General features: G+C 44.3%; 19 protein-coding genes. 15 read left to right on the forward strand and 4 right to left on the reverse strand.

Annotation, left to right across the window (positions count from 1 at the left end):
• The gene (locus tag QWZ13_RS08640) at positions 1 to 288 is read right to left on the reverse strand and encodes a rhodanese-like domain-containing protein (protein ID WP_290281425.1); all 288 of its coding nucleotides are present in this window, start codon (positions 286 to 288) and stop codon (positions 1 to 3) included.
• A gap of 42 nt (positions 289 to 330) precedes the next feature.
• Here QWZ13_RS08640 and QWZ13_RS08645 point away from each other — a divergent pair, with 42 nt between their 5' ends.
• The 7 genes from QWZ13_RS08645 (at position 331) to QWZ13_RS08675 (ending at position 6,769) form a co-directional block, all read left to right on the forward strand.
• On the forward strand, positions 331 to 480 hold the full coding sequence (locus QWZ13_RS08645; protein WP_290281426.1) for a hypothetical protein: 150 nt from the start codon (positions 331 to 333) through the stop codon (positions 478 to 480).
• A 193-nt stretch (positions 481 to 673) separates the two neighbouring features.
• Positions 674 to 880 carry a hypothetical protein gene (locus tag QWZ13_RS08650; RefSeq protein WP_290281427.1) on the forward strand — a complete coding sequence of 69 codons (207 nt, stop codon included), beginning with the start codon at positions 674 to 676 and terminating at the stop codon, positions 878 to 880.
• Positions 798 to 1,742 (forward strand): ABC transporter permease subunit, encoded by a 945-nt coding sequence (locus QWZ13_RS08655; RefSeq protein ID WP_215999401.1) that lies wholly within the window; start codon positions 798 to 800, stop codon positions 1,740 to 1,742. Before QWZ13_RS08650 ends, QWZ13_RS08655 begins: the two co-directional genes overlap by 83 nt.
• Positions 1,742 to 2,830: an ABC transporter permease gene (locus QWZ13_RS08660; protein WP_215999123.1), complete on the forward strand. Its 1,089-nt coding sequence runs from the start codon at positions 1,742 to 1,744 to the stop codon at positions 2,828 to 2,830. The genes QWZ13_RS08655 and QWZ13_RS08660 overlap by 1 nt, the downstream gene beginning before the upstream one ends.
• A 69-nt stretch (positions 2,831 to 2,899) precedes the next feature.
• Positions 2,900 to 4,711, forward strand: coding sequence for an extracellular solute-binding protein (locus tag QWZ13_RS08665; protein WP_215999124.1), 1,812 nt, complete (start codon positions 2,900 to 2,902; stop codon positions 4,709 to 4,711).
• Between the two features lie 82 nt (positions 4,712 to 4,793).
• Complete coding sequence (locus tag QWZ13_RS08670; RefSeq protein WP_290281428.1) at positions 4,794 to 5,807, forward strand: ABC transporter ATP-binding protein; 1,014 nt, start codon at positions 4,794 to 4,796, stop codon at positions 5,805 to 5,807.
• Entirely contained in the window at positions 5,804 to 6,769 is a 966-nt protein-coding gene (locus tag QWZ13_RS08675) for an ABC transporter ATP-binding protein (RefSeq protein WP_215999126.1), read from the forward strand. Before QWZ13_RS08670 ends, QWZ13_RS08675 begins: the two co-directional genes overlap by 4 nt.
• A 68-nt stretch (positions 6,770 to 6,837) precedes the next feature.
• Here QWZ13_RS08675 and alr read toward each other — a convergent pair whose 3' ends face one another.
• From alr to QWZ13_RS08690, 3 genes are all read right to left on the reverse strand, one after another.
• Positions 6,838 to 7,920: an alanine racemase gene (alr, locus tag QWZ13_RS08680; RefSeq protein ID WP_290281429.1), complete on the reverse strand. Its 1,083-nt coding sequence runs from the start codon at positions 7,918 to 7,920 to the stop codon at positions 6,838 to 6,840.
• A gap of 82 nt (positions 7,921 to 8,002) precedes the next feature.
• Positions 8,003 to 8,386, reverse strand: a complete 384-nt coding sequence (locus tag QWZ13_RS08685) for a RidA family protein (RefSeq protein WP_290281430.1) — start codon at positions 8,384 to 8,386, stop codon at positions 8,003 to 8,005.
• A 44-nt stretch (positions 8,387 to 8,430) separates the two neighbouring features.
• Positions 8,431 to 9,687: a D-amino acid dehydrogenase gene (locus QWZ13_RS08690; RefSeq protein WP_290281431.1), complete on the reverse strand. Its 1,257-nt coding sequence runs from the start codon at positions 9,685 to 9,687 to the stop codon at positions 8,431 to 8,433.
• Between the two features lie 134 nt (positions 9,688 to 9,821).
• Here QWZ13_RS08690 and QWZ13_RS08695 point away from each other — a divergent pair, with 134 nt between their 5' ends.
• The 8 genes from QWZ13_RS08695 to phnE (QWZ13_RS08730) all read left to right on the forward strand — a co-directional run bounded on the left by QWZ13_RS08695 (position 9,822) and on the right by phnE (QWZ13_RS08730) (position 16,195).
• On the forward strand, positions 9,822 to 10,310 hold the full coding sequence (locus tag QWZ13_RS08695; protein ID WP_215999130.1) for an Lrp/AsnC ligand binding domain-containing protein: 489 nt from the start codon (positions 9,822 to 9,824) through the stop codon (positions 10,308 to 10,310).
• 73 nt (positions 10,311 to 10,383) lie between these two features.
• A complete protein-coding gene (locus QWZ13_RS08700) occupies positions 10,384 to 11,085 on the forward strand; it encodes an energy-coupling factor ABC transporter ATP-binding protein (protein WP_290281432.1) in 702 nt (233 codons plus the stop codon).
• On the forward strand, positions 11,082 to 11,684 hold the full coding sequence (locus QWZ13_RS08705; RefSeq protein WP_290281433.1) for an energy-coupling factor transporter transmembrane component T family protein: 603 nt from the start codon (positions 11,082 to 11,084) through the stop codon (positions 11,682 to 11,684). The genes QWZ13_RS08700 and QWZ13_RS08705 overlap by 4 nt, the downstream gene beginning before the upstream one ends.
• A gap of 17 nt (positions 11,685 to 11,701) precedes the next feature.
• Positions 11,702 to 12,271, forward strand: a complete 570-nt coding sequence (locus tag QWZ13_RS08710; RefSeq protein WP_290281434.1) for a biotin transporter BioY — start codon at positions 11,702 to 11,704, stop codon at positions 12,269 to 12,271.
• A 498-nt stretch (positions 12,272 to 12,769) separates the two neighbouring features.
• On the forward strand, positions 12,770 to 13,705 hold the full coding sequence (gene phnD, locus QWZ13_RS08715) for a phosphate/phosphite/phosphonate ABC transporter substrate-binding protein (RefSeq protein WP_290283318.1): 936 nt from the start codon (positions 12,770 to 12,772) through the stop codon (positions 13,703 to 13,705).
• Positions 13,706 to 13,788: 83 nt separating this feature from the next.
• Positions 13,789 to 14,586 (forward strand): phosphonate ABC transporter ATP-binding protein, encoded by a 798-nt coding sequence (phnC, locus tag QWZ13_RS08720; protein WP_290281435.1) that lies wholly within the window; start codon positions 13,789 to 13,791, stop codon positions 14,584 to 14,586.
• Positions 14,583 to 15,392, forward strand: a complete 810-nt coding sequence (gene phnE / locus QWZ13_RS08725) for a phosphonate ABC transporter, permease protein PhnE (RefSeq protein ID WP_290281436.1) — start codon at positions 14,583 to 14,585, stop codon at positions 15,390 to 15,392. Before phnC ends, phnE (QWZ13_RS08725) begins: the two co-directional genes overlap by 4 nt.
• Positions 15,386 to 16,195 carry a phosphonate ABC transporter, permease protein PhnE gene (gene phnE, locus QWZ13_RS08730; RefSeq protein ID WP_290281437.1) on the forward strand — a complete coding sequence of 270 codons (810 nt, stop codon included), beginning with the start codon at positions 15,386 to 15,388 and terminating at the stop codon, positions 16,193 to 16,195. The genes phnE (QWZ13_RS08725) and phnE (QWZ13_RS08730) overlap by 7 nt, the downstream gene beginning before the upstream one ends.
• Positions 16,196 to 16,288 lie beyond the last annotated feature (93 nt).

The following is a 16,288-nucleotide window of genomic DNA, read 5'->3' on the forward strand; positions in this document are numbered from 1 at the left end:
TCATTCAACCTCAACCGGAAACCCATAGGCGCGCCACTGGGGTAGCCCTTCATCATACCGCCTTATGGAATACCCTAATTTAGAAAGTATTAACACGGCTTGGTGTGAAAATGTGCAATAAGGACCGCGACAATATGCAACTATTTCAGCACTCCTCGGTAATTTGGAGATTATCGATTCTAATTCGTCAATGGGCGCGTTAATAGCCCCTGGAATGTGGCCAAATTTAAATTCGTTTAACGGGCGTACATCGATCAAGGTTAAAGTGTTATTTGCAATGCCGTCCACTAATAAGTAGTTGGAGTTGTCTGTTTTATAGTCAGCCTAAGCTTGAAGAGACCCTCTAACCTATTCATTTTGCTAGGTTTTTTCCCTTTATTACATCGTAAAAGTACAAAGCGCTTGCGAAAAACTGGCCAAGTGGGCAATGTATTCACAAATTGCATTGAAATTGTTTGCGCCAAACCAATGAGGCCTTAAAGTAATGGCTATTAAGACTTTGTTGTTAATCTGCGATTACAATAGTCAGTCGAATATTCAAACGCTGGTAGTTTTTACACATTTGTAAAAAAATCGAGACAGATCAAGTATTTGCTAATTAAAGGCTATATGTTTGATTAATCACAATAGTTCTTTTAACTTGGCGTTAAAATAAAAATAAATAGCACCTCCAATGCTGTTCATAATAATTATAAGTAATATTGTATTTAGGAGTTTTTACTTTGCGTTCATATTTTTTACGACGCTTGCTGCTTATCATCCCTACCTTTATCGGGGCGACCCTTATTGTTTTTTCGATGACACGTTTTGTTCCAGGTGGACCCGTGGAACGAATCATCATGGAAAGTTCAGCCATGGCAATGGATGGGGCGAGCGGTAATCGACAGTCAATGATGTTGTCTGAACGGCAAATCGAAAAATTAAAAGAGTTCTATGGACTCGATAAACCCATCCCAGAAGCCTATGTCGACTGGATAGGCAACGTACTGACCGGCGAGCTGGGTAAATCTACCCGTTACTACATGCCTGTGTGGGATATGATAATCGAGCGTCTGCCCATAGCGCTGTATTTTGGCGTGCTGACATTTATTATCAGTACCGTGGTGTCTATCCCCTTAGGGGTGGCTAAAGCCCTAAAGCACGGCGGGCTCATGGATAACGTATCGTCGGGGCTTATATTCTTAGGCTTTGCGGTACCGGCCTATGTTGTGGGCGTGTTACTGCTCACTTGGTTTTCGTTTAGCTGGGAGCTTTTCCCAATGGGCGGCTTTGTTCACGAAGACTTTGAAGACTTCTCTCGCGGCAAACAATTCTTAGATTTACTCTGGCACACCGCGTTACCGCTCATTTGTTACCTTATCGCCGATTTTGCCGTGCTTACCGTCACCATGAAAAATAATTTAATGGAAAACCTCTCGGCCGATTACGTTCGCACGGCCGTGGCGAAAGGCATGCCATTTAAGCAAGCGGTAAAAAACCACGCCTTCCGTAATAGCCTTATTCCTTTGGCTTCTCACTTTGGTAACTTTTTAACGGCCTTTTTAGGGGGCAGCTTCTTAATTGAAGTTATCTTTAATATTGATGGTATTGGCTTGTTAGGCTTTGAAGCGTTAGTAGAAAACGATTACCCCGTGGTTATGGGCTTACTGGCTATCACGACAGGCTTATTTTTAGTGGGCAATATATTATCCGATATTTTGGTGGCCTTGGTCGACCCTCGTGTTAAGTATGGAGCGAAGTAATGACAGAAGTAACAGCGCCACCGGTAGTAGAAAAAGAAAAACGTGAGTGGTTTAGCCCGCTGACGCGCAAAAAAATACACCGTTTTACGCAAATAAAACGTGGCTATTATGCCTTTTGGGTGTTCATGCTTTTAATCGTGTTGTCGGCTGCAGCCGAACTGATCGTCAACAACAAGGCATTGATCGTAAAATATGAAGGCAGCTTGTATTTCCCCACCTATAGCGATGTTATTGGTGGCGATTTCTTCGGGCTCGATTACCCATATGAAACCAATTATCGTGAACTCAGCGAAAAATTCTCAAACGATGGGTCTAACAATTGGGTGTTGTTACCGCTGGTGCCTTGGAATGCATTTGAGCAAGACTTTTTAGACGGTGAATACCCTCCATATGCGCCATCGGCCGAACGAAAGCATTATTTAGGCACCGATAGTATCGGACGAGACATTGTTGCGCGCTTAGTTTACGGTTTTCGAATCGCCATTATTTTTGCCATGTTCTCGTTATTTATTTGCATGGGCATTGGTGTCTCTGTGGGTTGTGCCATGGGTTACTTTGGCCGTTGGATTGATCTAGTCGGGCAGCGTGTGATTGAAATTCTTTCCGTTGTGCCTTTTTTGTACGTCATTATGGTATTTGCTTCCATCGTAAAGCCAGGCTTATTTTGGTTAACGGTGGTTTACGTCATGTTTGGATGGATGGGCATTACCTGGTATATGCGCTCGATGACATACAAAGAAAAGGCACGTGATTACGTAATGTCGGCTCGTGCCATTGGCGCTTCCCACGCTCGTATTATTTTTCATCATATTTTGCCAAACACCATCGTAATGGTGATCACCATCGCACCCTTTTTTATGGTGGCAGGTATTTCCGTGCTCACAGCACTCGATTACTTAGGATTTGGCTTAAGACCGCCAACGCCGAGTATTGGTGAGCTGCTGCAGCAGGGTAAAGCAAATTTAGACAGCCCTTGGATTGTGTGGTCGGCTATTTTGTCGGTCTCTACCATTTTAGTGCTTATTCAGTTTATCGGTGAAGCCGTGCGTGAAGCGTTTGATCCTAAACGCTACACGCGGTATGAGTGAGACCCACTTATGCCAATTAAAAACGTTGTCAATAATGAACAACGAAACTATAACAAAGGAACATAAACTATGAGTCATCTAAGAAAGCCTGTTGTCGGCATTGTTGCCGCTGCGTCGCTGATGCTCTCAGCCCATGGCTGGAGCGAGTCGCTACCTGCAAACCTCACTTGGATTTCGAACATGGATCAACCTGTGTTTGCAAACCAAGAAGCACCGAAAGGCGGAACGGTAAATTACCGTATTAGCTCTTTCCCATTAACCTTACGTACTGAAGGTCCTGATTCAAACGGTGCTTTTGCCGCTTGGACACGTGGTTTGTTTGGTTCTTTAATGGAGCGTCACCCAAATACGCGTGAATTTATTCCTTATCTTGCAGAATCATGGGCATTTGCTGGCGATGACCGCACCATGTACTTTAAGCTTGATGAAGATGCGCGCTGGTCTGATGGTGAAAAAGTTACCGCAGACGATTTCGTGTTTACACGTGAATTCATGACTTCAGAAGATATTCAAGCGCCGTGGTATAACGATTACTACTCAAACGAAATTTCTGAAGTAACAAAAATTGATGAGTACACTTTAAAAGTTGTTTCTGGTCCGGCTAAGCCTGTCGATGAGCTTTATGAGCAGGTTAACCTTCGTCCATTACCAGAACATGCCATTCGTCCAGCACTTAATGAAGACTGGGTAGAAGAGCAAAACTGGACCATTTTCCCTACGGTTGCTGCATATCAGATTGATGATGTAGACATGGGTAAATCTATCACCTTAAAGCGCGTTAAAGATTGGTGGGCTGCTGACAAGAAATACATGGTCGGCCGTTACAACGTTGATAAGTTCCGTATCAAAGTAATACGCGATACAGACGTTACCTTACAAGCCTTAAACAAAGGCGAGCTAGACGCACACATGATGATTTTCCCTGCGCAATGGCATTCTTTTAACGAAGATTTCTCAGCCTATGCGAAAGGCTATATTCAAAAAACTTGGGCGTTTAATGCAACACCACAGGGCTTAGCCGGTGTTTGGTTGAACAAGCAAGATCCTATGCTTTCTAACCATGATATTCGTTTAGGTATTGCTCATGCGATGAACGTACCTAAAATGCTAGAAGCCGCTTTGTATGGCGATTACCAGCACTTACAGAACCTAGGTTCTGGTTACGGTAAATATGAAAACAAAGATGTTAAAGCTTTCCCATTTAATCCAGATAAAGCACGCGAGTACTTTGCAAAAGCAGGCTACAGCAAAATGGGTCCTAATGGTTTCTTAGTTAACGACGCCGGTGAAGAACTTAAAGTAGAGTTACTTTACTTAAGCCCAGCACACACGCCGCGTACTTCTGTATTACAAGAAGAAGCGAAAAAAGCGGGTCTTAATTTAGAATTAAACCTATTAGCGGGCGCGCAAGGCTTTAAAGCCATGCTAGAGAAAAACCATAAAGCAGGTTTTGTTGGCATGGGTGCCGGCATGCTGCCAGCTTACTGGCAGTACTTCCACTCAGACAATGCTAAAGAGCAAACCAACAACTTCACAATGACTGCGGACCCTGAGCTAGATAAGTTGATCATGACTTATAAAGAAGAGTTCGATACAGACGTTCGAATTAAAGCCGCTCACGCGATCCAAGAGTGGGTTATTGCCGATGCTGCTTATATTCCAACGTACTCAGTACCATTTACTCGTGCGGCGCACTGGAAGTGGTTGAAGGTTCCTGCTGAAGCTGCGGGTCTTGAAGATTCTCTATTCTGTTCAGGTGGCTTATCGGATTGTTATGGTCGCTTCTGGGTAGATGCAGAAGAGAAGAAAGCTGTTGAAGCAGCCATGAAGAGTGGAAAAACATTTGAGTCTGTGACTCGAATCGACACCACTTGGAAATAATAAAAACTAAAAAATGACTGTTCAAAGGCTGCGCAATTGCGCAGCCTTTTCATAAGAAATCATAGAAATGTTGGAGTAAGGCATGACAAGTGAACCGATCCTGTCCGTTCGAAACTTAAAAACTGAATTTGAAGTTGAAAGCGGAGTTGTTCAGGTGCTCGACGGTGTAAGCTTTGATGTTCCTAAAGGGAAAACATTGGGCATTGTGGGCGAATCGGGTTGTGGAAAAAGCGTTACCGCTTCTTCCATTATGGGGCTTTTACCGCGCCCATATGGTCGTGTGAATGGCGGTGAAATTCTTTACGATGGGCAAGATTTAGCAAAAATCCCAAAGGAAGAGTTTTACAAAGTTCGCGGAAACCGCATTTCTATGATTTTTCAGGAGCCGATGACCGCACTGAACCCAGTGCAACCTGTCGGCAAACAAATTGCCGAAGTCTTCAAGCTGCATAAGCCAAACATAGCCAAAGAAGACTATCGAACGCTCAGCATTGAAATGTTGGCGAAGGTAGGTATTCCAGAACCAGAACGTCGCTACGATGAGTTCCCTCATCAGCTGTCTGGTGGAATGCGTCAGCGTGTCATGATCGCTATTGCACTGGCGTGCGAACCCGATGTACTGATTGCCGATGAACCGACGACCGCGCTAGATGTGACCATTCAAGCGCAAATTTTAGAGCTCATGCAAAAGTTACAAGATGAAAACGGCATGTCGATTATCTTTATTACACATGACTTAGGCGTTGTTGCTGAAATGTGTGATGAAGTAGTGGTCATGTACGCCGGACGTGTTGCAGAGCAAGCCAGCGTGTTCGATATTTTTGAAAAACCTCAACACCCTTACACGCAAGGTTTACTGGCTTCTATTCCTAGGTTAGACGGTACGCCTAAAACGGTTTTACCAACCATTGCGGGGCAGGTACCTAGTTTAATGGATATGCCTCCTGGCTGCCGTTACGCAAGCCGATGCCCAAATGTTACCGAGCAATGCAAAGCAACCCCTGAATTACAGTTTTATGGAAAAGAACACCAAGTAGCCTGCTGGCTGGTGGAATCAAATCCCGTGCAAGTTGCAGCGGTAGGAGAAGCACAATGAGTGATGCAATTTTATCGGTAAACGAACTCACCCAGCATTTTAAATTGAAAAGCGGATTATTGTCGCCCGCGCATTTTGTACATGCCGTGGATGGCGTGAGTTTTAATTTACAGCCTGGTGAAACCTTAGGGTTAGTCGGGGAGTCTGGCTGCGGTAAGAGTACGCTTGGCCGTACTTTGTTAAAGCTGTACGAACCGACTTCAGGTTCTATTTTTTATGACCAGCAAGACATTACCGATACCAGTGGCAAAGAACTACGTAACCTGCGTAAAAGCATGCAAATGGTGTTTCAAGACCCAATGGAATCGTTAAATGCCCGGCACACCGTGGGGGATATTATTGCGGAGCCTTTGTTGGTGCATAACGTCGGTAACCGTGCCAGCCGCTTAGCCAAAGTTCATGAGTTACTCGAAAAAGTAGGTTTGCCAAAAGACGCGGCTAATCGCTATCCGCATGAGTTTTCAGGTGGCCAACGTCAACGTATCGGTATTGCCCGCGCCATTGCTTTAGAACCCAAAGTGCTGGTGTGTGATGAAGCGGTTTCAGCGTTAGACGTGTCTGTTCAATCGCAAATTTTAAATTTGTTAATGGACATTCAAAAGGAAATGAACCTTGCGCTCATATTTATTGCGCATGATTTATCCGTCGTTAAACATATTTCAGATCGCATCGCGGTCATGTACCTTGGTCGTATTGTTGAATTAGCCGATGCACAAACGCTTTATGAATCGCCCAAGCATCCGTATACGCAATCGTTGATTGCGGCGATTCCTGTGCCCGACCCACGCAAACGCAAGAAGCGTGAAATATTACACGGTGATGTGCCTTCACCCATTAATCCGCCTTCTGGGTGTCATTTTCATACCCGTTGCCCAGTAGCTACTCAGCAATGCAAAGAAGTGGACCCAAAACTGAAAGACTTAACAGACTCGCACAAAGTGGCGTGTTTGTTAGTGGAATAACGGTTTTATTATAGAGTGAGCTGTTGCACCACAATATCATTGGTGCAACAGCTTTTATGCTTAGCCGATTATTCGTTTATGTAACGCTTATGCACTCGACGAGTGACCCCTGTAAATAGGGTATAGGGAATCGTATCGCAATAGGTGGCTACTTCAGCCGCCGCCAAAGAATCGCCCCACAATTCTACCTTTGAACCCACCTGAGCACCGGTTACCTGAGTTAAATCGACCGTCAGCATGTCCATAGACACTCGGCCAATTAGGGCTGTACGTTGACCATTGACCATCACAGGTGTGCCATCTTTAGCATGGCGTGGGTAGCCATCGGCGTAACCCATGGCCACTGTGCCTACTAGTGTTGGTTGGTTACACACGTATCGGTGGCTGTAGCCGACACCTTCACCGGCGGGTACTTCTCGTATCGCAATAATTTCTGAAGTGAGCGACATCACGGGCTGTAATTGATCCGCTATCGGATGCGGATTGCTAAAAGGAGTTGCGCCGTACAACATAATACCTGGGCGTTGAAACTGCCGGCGAGCGTTCTCGTAGCCTAAAGTTGCGGCACTGTTTGCGATGCTGATGGGAGCATTAAGATCGTGCGTAACTTCATCAAAACATTGCATTTGTTGCGCGGTTATAGGGCAGCCAATATTGTCGGCGTTGGCAAAGTGGGTCATGAGTACCACTTCAGCCACTTGCTCTAATTGGTTTAATCTAGCAAAGGCCGAACGGTATTCTTTAGGCATAACGCCTAACCTGTGCATGCCGCTGTCCATTTTTAACCAAACATGAATGGGGTTTATTAATTTAGTGTTGGCAAGGGCATCTATCTGTTCAAGGCTGTGTACGGCACACCATAAATTTAATTCGCTGATGGTTTGAAGTTCATCGGCACTGAAAAAACCTTCGAGTAATAAAATAGGTTTTTGTATTCCAGCTTCTCGTAGTTCAACGGCTTCTTCTATACAAGCCACACCGAACGCATCGGCTTCATTTTCTAATGCGTACGCCATTTTAATTGCCCCATGACCGTAGGCATCCGCTTTAATGATGGCAACCGCTTTGGCAGAGCGAGCCAGAGATTTGGCTAGGCGGTAATTGTGGCGAAATGCCTCTATATTTATGGTGGCAGTGGCGGCTCTGGCCATGAAGTTACTCTCGTTTTTGTTGTGTTAATTTTGAAGTTGTAACAACGGCAACGGCTCACGTTGCCATTGTTAAATGACGTTGTTAAAGCGCCATGATGGCTTCAATTTCAATGTCGGCATCTTTTGGTAGTGCTTTTACAGCATACGCTGCACGCGCGGGGTATGGCTCTGAAAAGTACTGGCTCATTAACTCATTTACCTGGTTAAAGTATTTCAAATCGGATAATAAAATGGTCATTTTCACAAAATTTGAAAGATCACCGCCGGCCGCCTCTGCAACGGCTTTGAGGTTCTCAAACACTTGAACGGCTTGCGCTTCAAAAGAGTCAGTCACCATTTCCATGGTTTCAGGGTTTAATGGAATTTGGCCTGATAAGTATACTGTATCGCCCACTTTTACCGCTTGTGAATAAGGACCAATGGCTGCAGGAGCCTTTTTTGTACTGATGATCGTTTTGTTCGACATTTTATTTCCTTAATAGGTTTGTGAATTGAGAGTCGAGGCGTTAATTATACATACCGCTCTATCGAGAGCCCTTCCGGGTCTATGTCGGGTTGTTTGTTGTTAATAATATCACTGACAAACTTCGCCGAACCTAAAGACATAGTCCAACCCAGCGTACCGTGGCCTGTATTGAGATACAAATTAGAATATTGTGTGCCGCCTAAAACTGGAGTGCTGTCGGGCGTCATCGGGCGCAAGCCCGTCCAAAATTCTGCTTTGCTTACATCGGTTGCGCCTGGGAACATGTCTTGAATGACAAAGTCGACACTGGCACGGCGTTTTTCAGGGCATTCTAAGTTGTAGGAAGCTATTTCGGCGGTTCCGCCAACGCGAATACGATCTTCAAAACGCGTAACCGCAACCTTGTAAGTTTCGTCCATGATGGTCGATTGCGGAGCACGGCTTTCATCTTCTATAGGTAAAGTCAGTGAATATCCTTTGATAGGGTAAATAGGTACTTTAATGCCAACGGTTTTTAAAATTTGAGGCGAGTAACTGCCCAACGCACACAAAAATGCGTCGGCTTTTACGGTTCCATTGTTTGTGGAAACGCTCGTGATGCGGCCTGAACTTTCATTTAATCGTTCAATTGAGGTATCCATCATAAAGTTTACCCCAAGTTTTTCGCATTCTTTGGCAAGCTCGGTCGTGAATTTAAAGCAATCGCCAGTTTCATCACCAGGTAATCGTAAGCCGCCTACGAATTTTTCTTTCACATTGGCTAAAGCGGGTTCGTGTTCAATGCAGCCATCCATGTCGAGTGCCTGGTGATTAATGCCGAGCTCTTTCAAAACCTTAATGTCTTTTTGTAAGGCATCTATCTGCTTTTGTTTGCGAAACAGTTGCAGCGTGCCTTGTTGGCGAGCGTCATACTCAATGTTGAGTTCTTTGCGTAAATCAACAAAACAATCGCGGCTGTATTCAGCAATGCGAAGCATTCGCGCTTTGTTGATTTCGTAAGATTTCGCATTGCAGTTGGCGAGCATTTTCATCATCCAAGACAGGGTATAACCATCGAGCTCCTTAACATTAATCATGAACGGAGCCAAATCTTGCATCATCCAACCAATGGCTTTTAGCGGTACGCCAGGACCTGCCCAAGGCATGCTGTATCCAGGCGAGATCATGCCGGCATTTGCATGGCTGGTTTCTTGTGCCACGCTGCTTTGTCGATCGATCACCGTAACCTGGTGACCAGACTTCGCTAAATACCAAGCACTGGCGACACCTAAAACACCACCGCCCAAAATAGAAATATGCATGAGTACCCTCAAGGATGTTGTTATGTTAGAAAACGGCTAGTCTATGTGAAAATAACAAGTTTATTACTTTGATTTTTGCTAAAATTCAGGCTTTATAACTAAAATAACAAAGTAATCTAGGGAAATAATCTAAAATGTCGGCAACAAAGAAAAAAGAGCTCGATAAGCTCGATATCAGCATTCTTCGAGTGTTACAGCGAGATGCAAGGGTAAGTTATGTTGATTTAGCCGAGGCCGTAGGCTTGAGTTCTACACCCTGTATTGAACGGGTTAAAAGGCTCGAAAAAGAGGGCTATATAGAAGGCTATTACACCAAGTTGAATGCAAAAAAACTGGGCTTTGGCATGTTGGTGTTTGTTGAAATATCTTTGTCGTATCAATCACCCGATGCGTTTCAAAGCTTTAATAAAGCGGTTAAGCAGTTACCTTATATTATGGAATGTCACCTCGTTTCAGGTGATGCCGATTACTTGTTAAAAGCACGTATTGAAGATATGTCGGAATATAGAGCATTACTTGGCGATATGTTATTAACCTTGCCAGGCGTTAAGCACTCTAAAAGTTATATTGTGATGGAGGAAGTTACTGAATCTTCAGCCTTGCCAGTGGAAACCCCGCGGTAACTGGCGGCTCTTTTAAAGACAAAGCGACGCTCTCAACGTACAATTAACATTATCTTTAACATTGCCAGTGGTTATGAATCAAACAAAAATCAGCTTAAAAAATGTCACCCTTACACGAGGCGGGCAAACGATTCTCAAAAATATGTCGCTTGCCATTACAGAACAAAGAGTGGGCATTATCGGCTATAACGGTTCTGGTAAGAGCACATTATTGCGTTTGCTGTGCGGTCTACTCGCGCCAGATTCCGGAACTATACGAGTTCACAATCAAACCGTTCATGAACACCAAAAAGATTTATTCAAAACAGCGGGGCTGATTTTTCAAAACCCGGATCATCAACTGATATTTCCAACGGTCATAGAAGAGCTTTGTTTTGGGCTGAGAAATATTGGGTACGCAAAAGCTGAGGCGATATCTAAAGCAGAACAACTGCTTGTGCAATATGAGCGTTCACACTGGCGTGATTTCCCTGTGGCATCGTTGTCGGAAGGTCAAAAACAATTACTTTGTATCTTATCCATTTTGCTCATGGAGCCTTCAGTACTTTTATTTGACGAGCCATACTCGGCCTTAGATTACCCAACTCGGTTACAGCTCGCTCAGGTGATCCAAGCATTGCCACAACAAGCTATTATGGTCAGTCATGAACCAAACAGCTTTGCCGACTTTGATCGTATAATTTGGATTGATCATGGCCAAGTACGAATGGATGGCTCGCCCGAAACCATTCTGCCTGCATATGAGCGTGCCGCTCAGGATCGCAACACACTATGATCAGCCTATACCTTCATGAACGCACTTGGCTGCACCGATTAGAAGCCAGCCATAAACTGGCCACACTTGCCTTGCTCACGATTGTGCTGGTTCCGATTAGTCAGCTGGTCATATGGGTCGCCGCAATATTGGCCGTTCTGATACTTTATTTATCACTTGGCCGCAGTGCTCTGCGTCAGCTCAAAGCATATCGACCCATGTTGTGGATGTTTATGCTGATATTTGCCATGCAATGGTGGGTGGCCAGCTGGGAGTTAGGCTTATTGGTGGTGCTAAGAATGAGTACGCTGATCCTTCTTGCCAATGCCGTCACATTAACGTCGACACTGGATGACATAACCGATGTGTTTCTATGGCTAATGACGCCTTTAAGCAAATTAGGCATAGCAACCGAGAAAATCGCCTTTGCGATGTCGTTATGCATTCGGTTTATCCCTGTGTTAGTTAACTTACTCAATGCGTTGCTCGAAGCTTGGCGTTTACGTGGCGGAGGCAAGCACTATTGGCGCATCATAGCCCCGATGGTGATACAATCGCTGGTTTATTCTCAACACGTTGCCGATGCTGTAAACGCACGCGGTGGCATACCTAAAAACTAAATAATATTGGTCTAAATATGAGTACAAAAGCTTTTCAGTTTAAAACAATAGACATTGTCCAAATAGCCTTGTTTGCGGCAATTATGGCTGCGTTAGGGTTGATTCCTAAAATTGATATCACGGCTAACTTACCCATTACAGCACAATCTATGGGCGTCATGCTTGCGGGTATTATCATCGGAAAGCGCAATGGTTTCTTCGCGATTGTGGTCTTCACATTACTCGTGCTTGCAGGTTTACCTTTATTAGCGGGCGGTAGAGGCGGTTTAGGGATGCTTGGCACGGGAACCGCTGGTTTTATAATTGGTTACTCAATTGCAGCGTTTGCAACTGGATGGATCTTTGAAAAGCTCTCTAAGCTTTCGCTGCCCGTAGCGGCATTTATTGCATCAGCGGTCGGTGGCATTGTAGTACTTTATGCGATCGGCGTGCCTGGATTAGCGCTAAACACCAGCTTAACCCTGCCAAAAGCTGCAACATTGATGCTGCCTTTTATTCCTGGCGATATCATTAAAGCCGTTTTGACTACCGTTATAGCCGTGTCTATTGCGCGAGGCTTGCCTGAGCATTTTGCACGTAATCACTAATTGATAACCTGTTTTTTAAAATGCAGCCATCGGTAAAAGTGTTGGCTGCATTTTGCGTTTGAATAATTGCGAATAATCCTTTCTTTCTATGCCTCGCTACATGGCTATCAAAGCAACGCCACTGTTTACTTAACTGCAGTACTTAGCTAAATATCACTGTCTGAATGTTCAATCGAACATTTTTGCTGGATTTCCAGCCCCTTTTTAACCATTGATGGGCTCAATTTGGTTGATTGTTGATCGTTTTTTGAGGTGTTGTGATTAAAAATCAGCAAATATCCCTAAAAACCACTGTTTTTTGATATTCACTTGGTGATAGGATGTATGTTCGATAGAACATCGAATACAAAAAAAACAACAATCTACGCTGTTCATTAGCTTTATGCCCTTGCTTGCTCTGCGGCTTCGCTTGTCAGCGTTTTAAGGAGAGAAATAATGCAAAAACTTTCGTTTTCGATTCCTACTGTGCGTAAAAATCTAGCTAAGCCCGCTATTTTAATGGCGGCGATGTTAGGTTTTGGCGGTGCAGCTTTAGCCGATTGTGAGCGCGGTGATTTGGATAAAATGTACTGCGATGCAAACGGTGATTTAGTCGCCGATCTACCAACGTCCTCTTCAGAGTGGCAAAACCCAAAGACATTAATCTTCGCTTATACACCTGTTGAAGACCCAGCTATTTACGCTGACATTTGGCAGCCGTTCATTGATCATTTAGAAAAAGTAACCGATAAAAAAGTTCGATTCTTTGCAGTTCAATCTAATGCCGCCCAAGTAGAAGCGATGCGCAGTGGTCGTCTACACATTGCCGGATTCTCAACCGGACCAACACCTTTTGCGGTGAATTTAGCCGGTGCCGTGCCATTTGCATTGATGGGCGGTTCTGAAGGTCAGTTTGGTTATACCTTGCAAGTTTTCACTCACAAAGACAGCGACATTTATAAAGTAACCGACCTCAAAGGTAAGCGTATTGCGCATACTTCGCCTACTTCTAACTCAGGTAATTTAGCGCCTAAAGCGTTGTTCCCTGAAATGGGTGTCACACCGGGTGAAGATTATGAAATTGTATACTCAGGTAGCCACGATCAATCTATGTTAGGTGTTGTCGCTAAAGACTACGATGCAGCCCCGGTTGCTTCGGAAGTTGTAGAACGTATGGCCGCACGTGGTTTATACAATGAAGAAGATGTTCGCTTGGTTTGGGAATCGGATCGCTTCCCTACAACGTCTTACAACTATGCACATAACCTACATCCAGATTTAGTGGAAAAAATCCGAGAAGCTTTTTATACCTTTGAATTTAAAGGTACGGCTTTAGGAGAAGAGTTTGCCGGTGTTGAAACATTTATCCCAATTACTTACAAAGAAAACTGGAAAGTTATTCGCACTATTCAGCGTTCAAACGGTGTGACTTACACTCAAGAGAACCTTAAGTAATTTTTTCTAAGTTTACGCATTAAAACTGGCCCAGTTGGTGGGCTGGTTTTTTGTGTAAGTAGTCGTTAGATGGAGTGTCAGTCATGTTAGAAATTTCAAATTTAGTTAAAAGTTATGGCAGTAATGAGCCCGTATTAAAAAACCTCGATTTAACGGTTGATGGTAGCAGTGTCGTTTCCATCGTGGGTGCATCGGGTGCTGGTAAAAGTACGATGTTGCGCTGCATAAACCGTTTGGTAGAACCTACCTCTGGCTCTATCAAATTAAATGGCTTAGAGCTTGTTAACTTACGAGGTGCCGAGTTACGACACGCACGCCGTAAAATAGGCATGGTGTTTCAAGGCTTTAACCTTATAGATCGCTTAACTGTAATGGAAAACGTGCTATCAGGCCGATTAGGCTATGTTTCATTGTTTCAGGCCGTGACTCGTCGTTTTCCACAATCCGATATTGACCGCGCGTTTCAATTGATGGAGCGGGTAGGGATAGCGCATTACGCAAATAAGAGAGCCGATGAACTTTCTGGTGGTGAACGTCAACGCGTTGCAGTAGTACGAGCATTGATGCAAGAGCCTGAAATTTTATTAGCCGATGAACCGACCGCTTCTTTAGACCCTAAAACTTCTCAACAAATTATGACGCTGCTGCAAAGTTTGGCTCAAGAGATGTCATTGCCGGTACTTATTAACATTCACAATGTTACCCAAGCACGCATGTATACCGACCGTATTGTTGGGATGCGCCATGGCAATATGATTTTTGATGGTGGCCCTAAAGATTTTAATCAAGATGCACTGGATGCCGTGTATGGCGGAATTGAATCACCAGATGAAGAAGGTGTAGAAAATGAAGACGCTGCGGTAACAGGAGTGGCGGTATGACAGAACCAGTGAGCTATGCGCCAGGCCGCGCATGGAAAAAGCCGCATTTTATACCCAACCCGATACTGCGATACGGATTGTTGTTAGGGGTGTTTATCTATTTGTTCTGGGCTTTTGCTACGTTGCCATTTGATTGGGCGCGTATTGCTGAGGGTATTCCTCGAGCCGGACAAATTTTTGGTGGTGCTTTTCCCCCTAGCTTCCAACGTTCCAGTTTATTGATTACGGGTTTTGTTGAAAGTTTTCAAATTGCATTTCTGGCTACTTTGCTGGGGCTATTTTTATCCGTTCCTATTGCGGTCATGGCGGCCAAAAATATTGCGCCAAAGCCCGTTTATTATTTAGGGCGGGCCATAATCATATTATCGCGTAGTTTCCACCCTGTTATTGTGGCTATTTTGTTTGTTGCGGCCGTAGGGTTTGGTCCATTTGCCGGTGTATTAACCCTAACGCTTTATTCAATTGGCTTTGTTGCTAAATTATTAGCCGAAGAAATCGAGGAAATTGATTGGGGCCAAGTAGAAGCCATGCGCTCTGTTGGCGCAGGATATTTTAAGACCTTGTGGTTTGGTGTGTTCCCGCAAATATTACCACGCCAAATTGGCCTATCTATGTATCAACTTGACAGTAACTTACGCGCTTCTGCTGTGGTTGGGATTGTCGGTGCCGGCGGAATTGGCGGTACATTAATGAATGCTTTTGGTCGATACGACTATGATTTTGCCTTTGCAATTTTACTGTTGATAATTGGATTAATTCTCATCAGTGAAGGTGTCAGTGGTTGGGTGAGGAAAAAAATATGGTAAATCAACAATCTGCCGTGGTTGAGCGCGTTTGGTCACGATACAACCCTAAACAACAACTCATTCGTTATTGTGTCATGTTTGCCACCTTACTGGCTGTCATTTGGGCAATCAGCGATATTGATATTTTTTGGCCTTGGGTTTGGGATGCGCCTAACCAGATTCAAAGTTTGGCCGTGCGCATGTGGCCACCTAATATGAGCAGTGGGGAAGCCATTTTTTATGCCATGGTTGAAACCGTACACATCGCAACACTTTCGACAATGTTAACGGTATTTATCGCATTGCCGGTTTCTTATATTGCGGCACAGAATACTACCCCTAATAAAGCCACCTTGTGGATAGGGCGGTTCATTTTAGTATCGAGCCGTTCAGTAAATACCATAATTTGGGCGCTTTTGTTTGTGGCGATTTTTGGTCCAGGAGTATTGGCCGGTATTTTGGCCGTTATGTTCCGCTCGATAGGCTTTATTGGCAAATTGATGGGCGAAGCGATTGAAGAAATTGATAAAAAACCGGTTGAAGCCATGCAAGCAACGGGCGCTTCTAAGTTAAAAGTAGTTGCGTATGCGATCGTTCCGCAAGTCATGCCTGCTTTTTTCGCCATCATTATTTTGCGCTGGGATATTAATATTCGAGAATCAACCGTGTTAGGTTTGGTCGGTGCTGGTGGTATTGGTGTTCTGCTGCAAGGGTCGATTGACACCTTTGCATGGCAGACGGTTGCCACAATATTACTTGGGATTATTTTCTTAGTTATTGTGGGTGAAGCGATAACGAGCAGCCTTCGTAAAAAGGTTATTTAAGGTTTGAACGTGGTTTGGGGGCGTTGACTCACAAACCACGTTTTATTATTTCAATGAGCCTAACTTGTGGTTTAATAGCGGCTTGGAAATTAT

The sequence above is a fragment of the Reinekea marina genome (genome assembly GCF_030409715.1).
Classification (GTDB): Bacteria; Pseudomonadota; Gammaproteobacteria; order Pseudomonadales; family Natronospirillaceae; genus Reinekea; species Reinekea marina.

Coding starts and splice junctions, on each gene's coding strand:
- phnE (WP_290281437.1), top strand. CDS start 15,386: ATGGTAAATCAACAATCTGCCGTGGTTGAGCGCGTTTGGTCACGATAC.
- QWZ13_RS08665 (WP_215999124.1), top strand. CDS start 2,900: ATGAGTCATCTAAGAAAGCCTGTTGTCGGCATTGTTGCCGCTGCGTCG.
- QWZ13_RS08695 (WP_215999130.1), top strand. CDS start 9,822: ATGTCGGCAACAAAGAAAAAAGAGCTCGATAAGCTCGATATCAGCATT.
- QWZ13_RS08685 (WP_290281430.1), bottom strand. CDS start 8,386: ATGTCGAACAAAACGATCATCAGTACAAAAAAGGCTCCTGCAGCCATT.
- QWZ13_RS08710 (WP_290281434.1), top strand. CDS start 11,702: ATGAGTACAAAAGCTTTTCAGTTTAAAACAATAGACATTGTCCAAATA.
- QWZ13_RS08675 (WP_215999126.1), top strand. CDS start 5,804: ATGAGTGATGCAATTTTATCGGTAAACGAACTCACCCAGCATTTTAAA.
- QWZ13_RS08655 (WP_215999401.1), top strand. CDS start 798: ATGACACGTTTTGTTCCAGGTGGACCCGTGGAACGAATCATCATGGAA.
- QWZ13_RS08690 (WP_290281431.1), bottom strand. CDS start 9,687: ATGCATATTTCTATTTTGGGCGGTGGTGTTTTAGGTGTCGCCAGTGCT.
- phnC (WP_290281435.1), top strand. CDS start 13,789: ATGTTAGAAATTTCAAATTTAGTTAAAAGTTATGGCAGTAATGAGCCC.
- QWZ13_RS08705 (WP_290281433.1), top strand. CDS start 11,082: ATGATCAGCCTATACCTTCATGAACGCACTTGGCTGCACCGATTAGAA.
- QWZ13_RS08650 (WP_290281427.1), top strand. CDS start 674: ATGCTGTTCATAATAATTATAAGTAATATTGTATTTAGGAGTTTTTAC.
- phnE (WP_290281436.1), top strand. CDS start 14,583: ATGACAGAACCAGTGAGCTATGCGCCAGGCCGCGCATGGAAAAAGCCG.
- phnD (WP_290283318.1), top strand. CDS start 12,770: ATGGCGGCGATGTTAGGTTTTGGCGGTGCAGCTTTAGCCGATTGTGAG.
- QWZ13_RS08670 (WP_290281428.1), top strand. CDS start 4,794: ATGACAAGTGAACCGATCCTGTCCGTTCGAAACTTAAAAACTGAATTT.
- QWZ13_RS08660 (WP_215999123.1), top strand. CDS start 1,742: ATGACAGAAGTAACAGCGCCACCGGTAGTAGAAAAAGAAAAACGTGAG.
- QWZ13_RS08700 (WP_290281432.1), top strand. CDS start 10,384: ATGAATCAAACAAAAATCAGCTTAAAAAATGTCACCCTTACACGAGGC.
- alr (WP_290281429.1), bottom strand. CDS start 7,920: ATGGCCAGAGCCGCCACTGCCACCATAAATATAGAGGCATTTCGCCAC.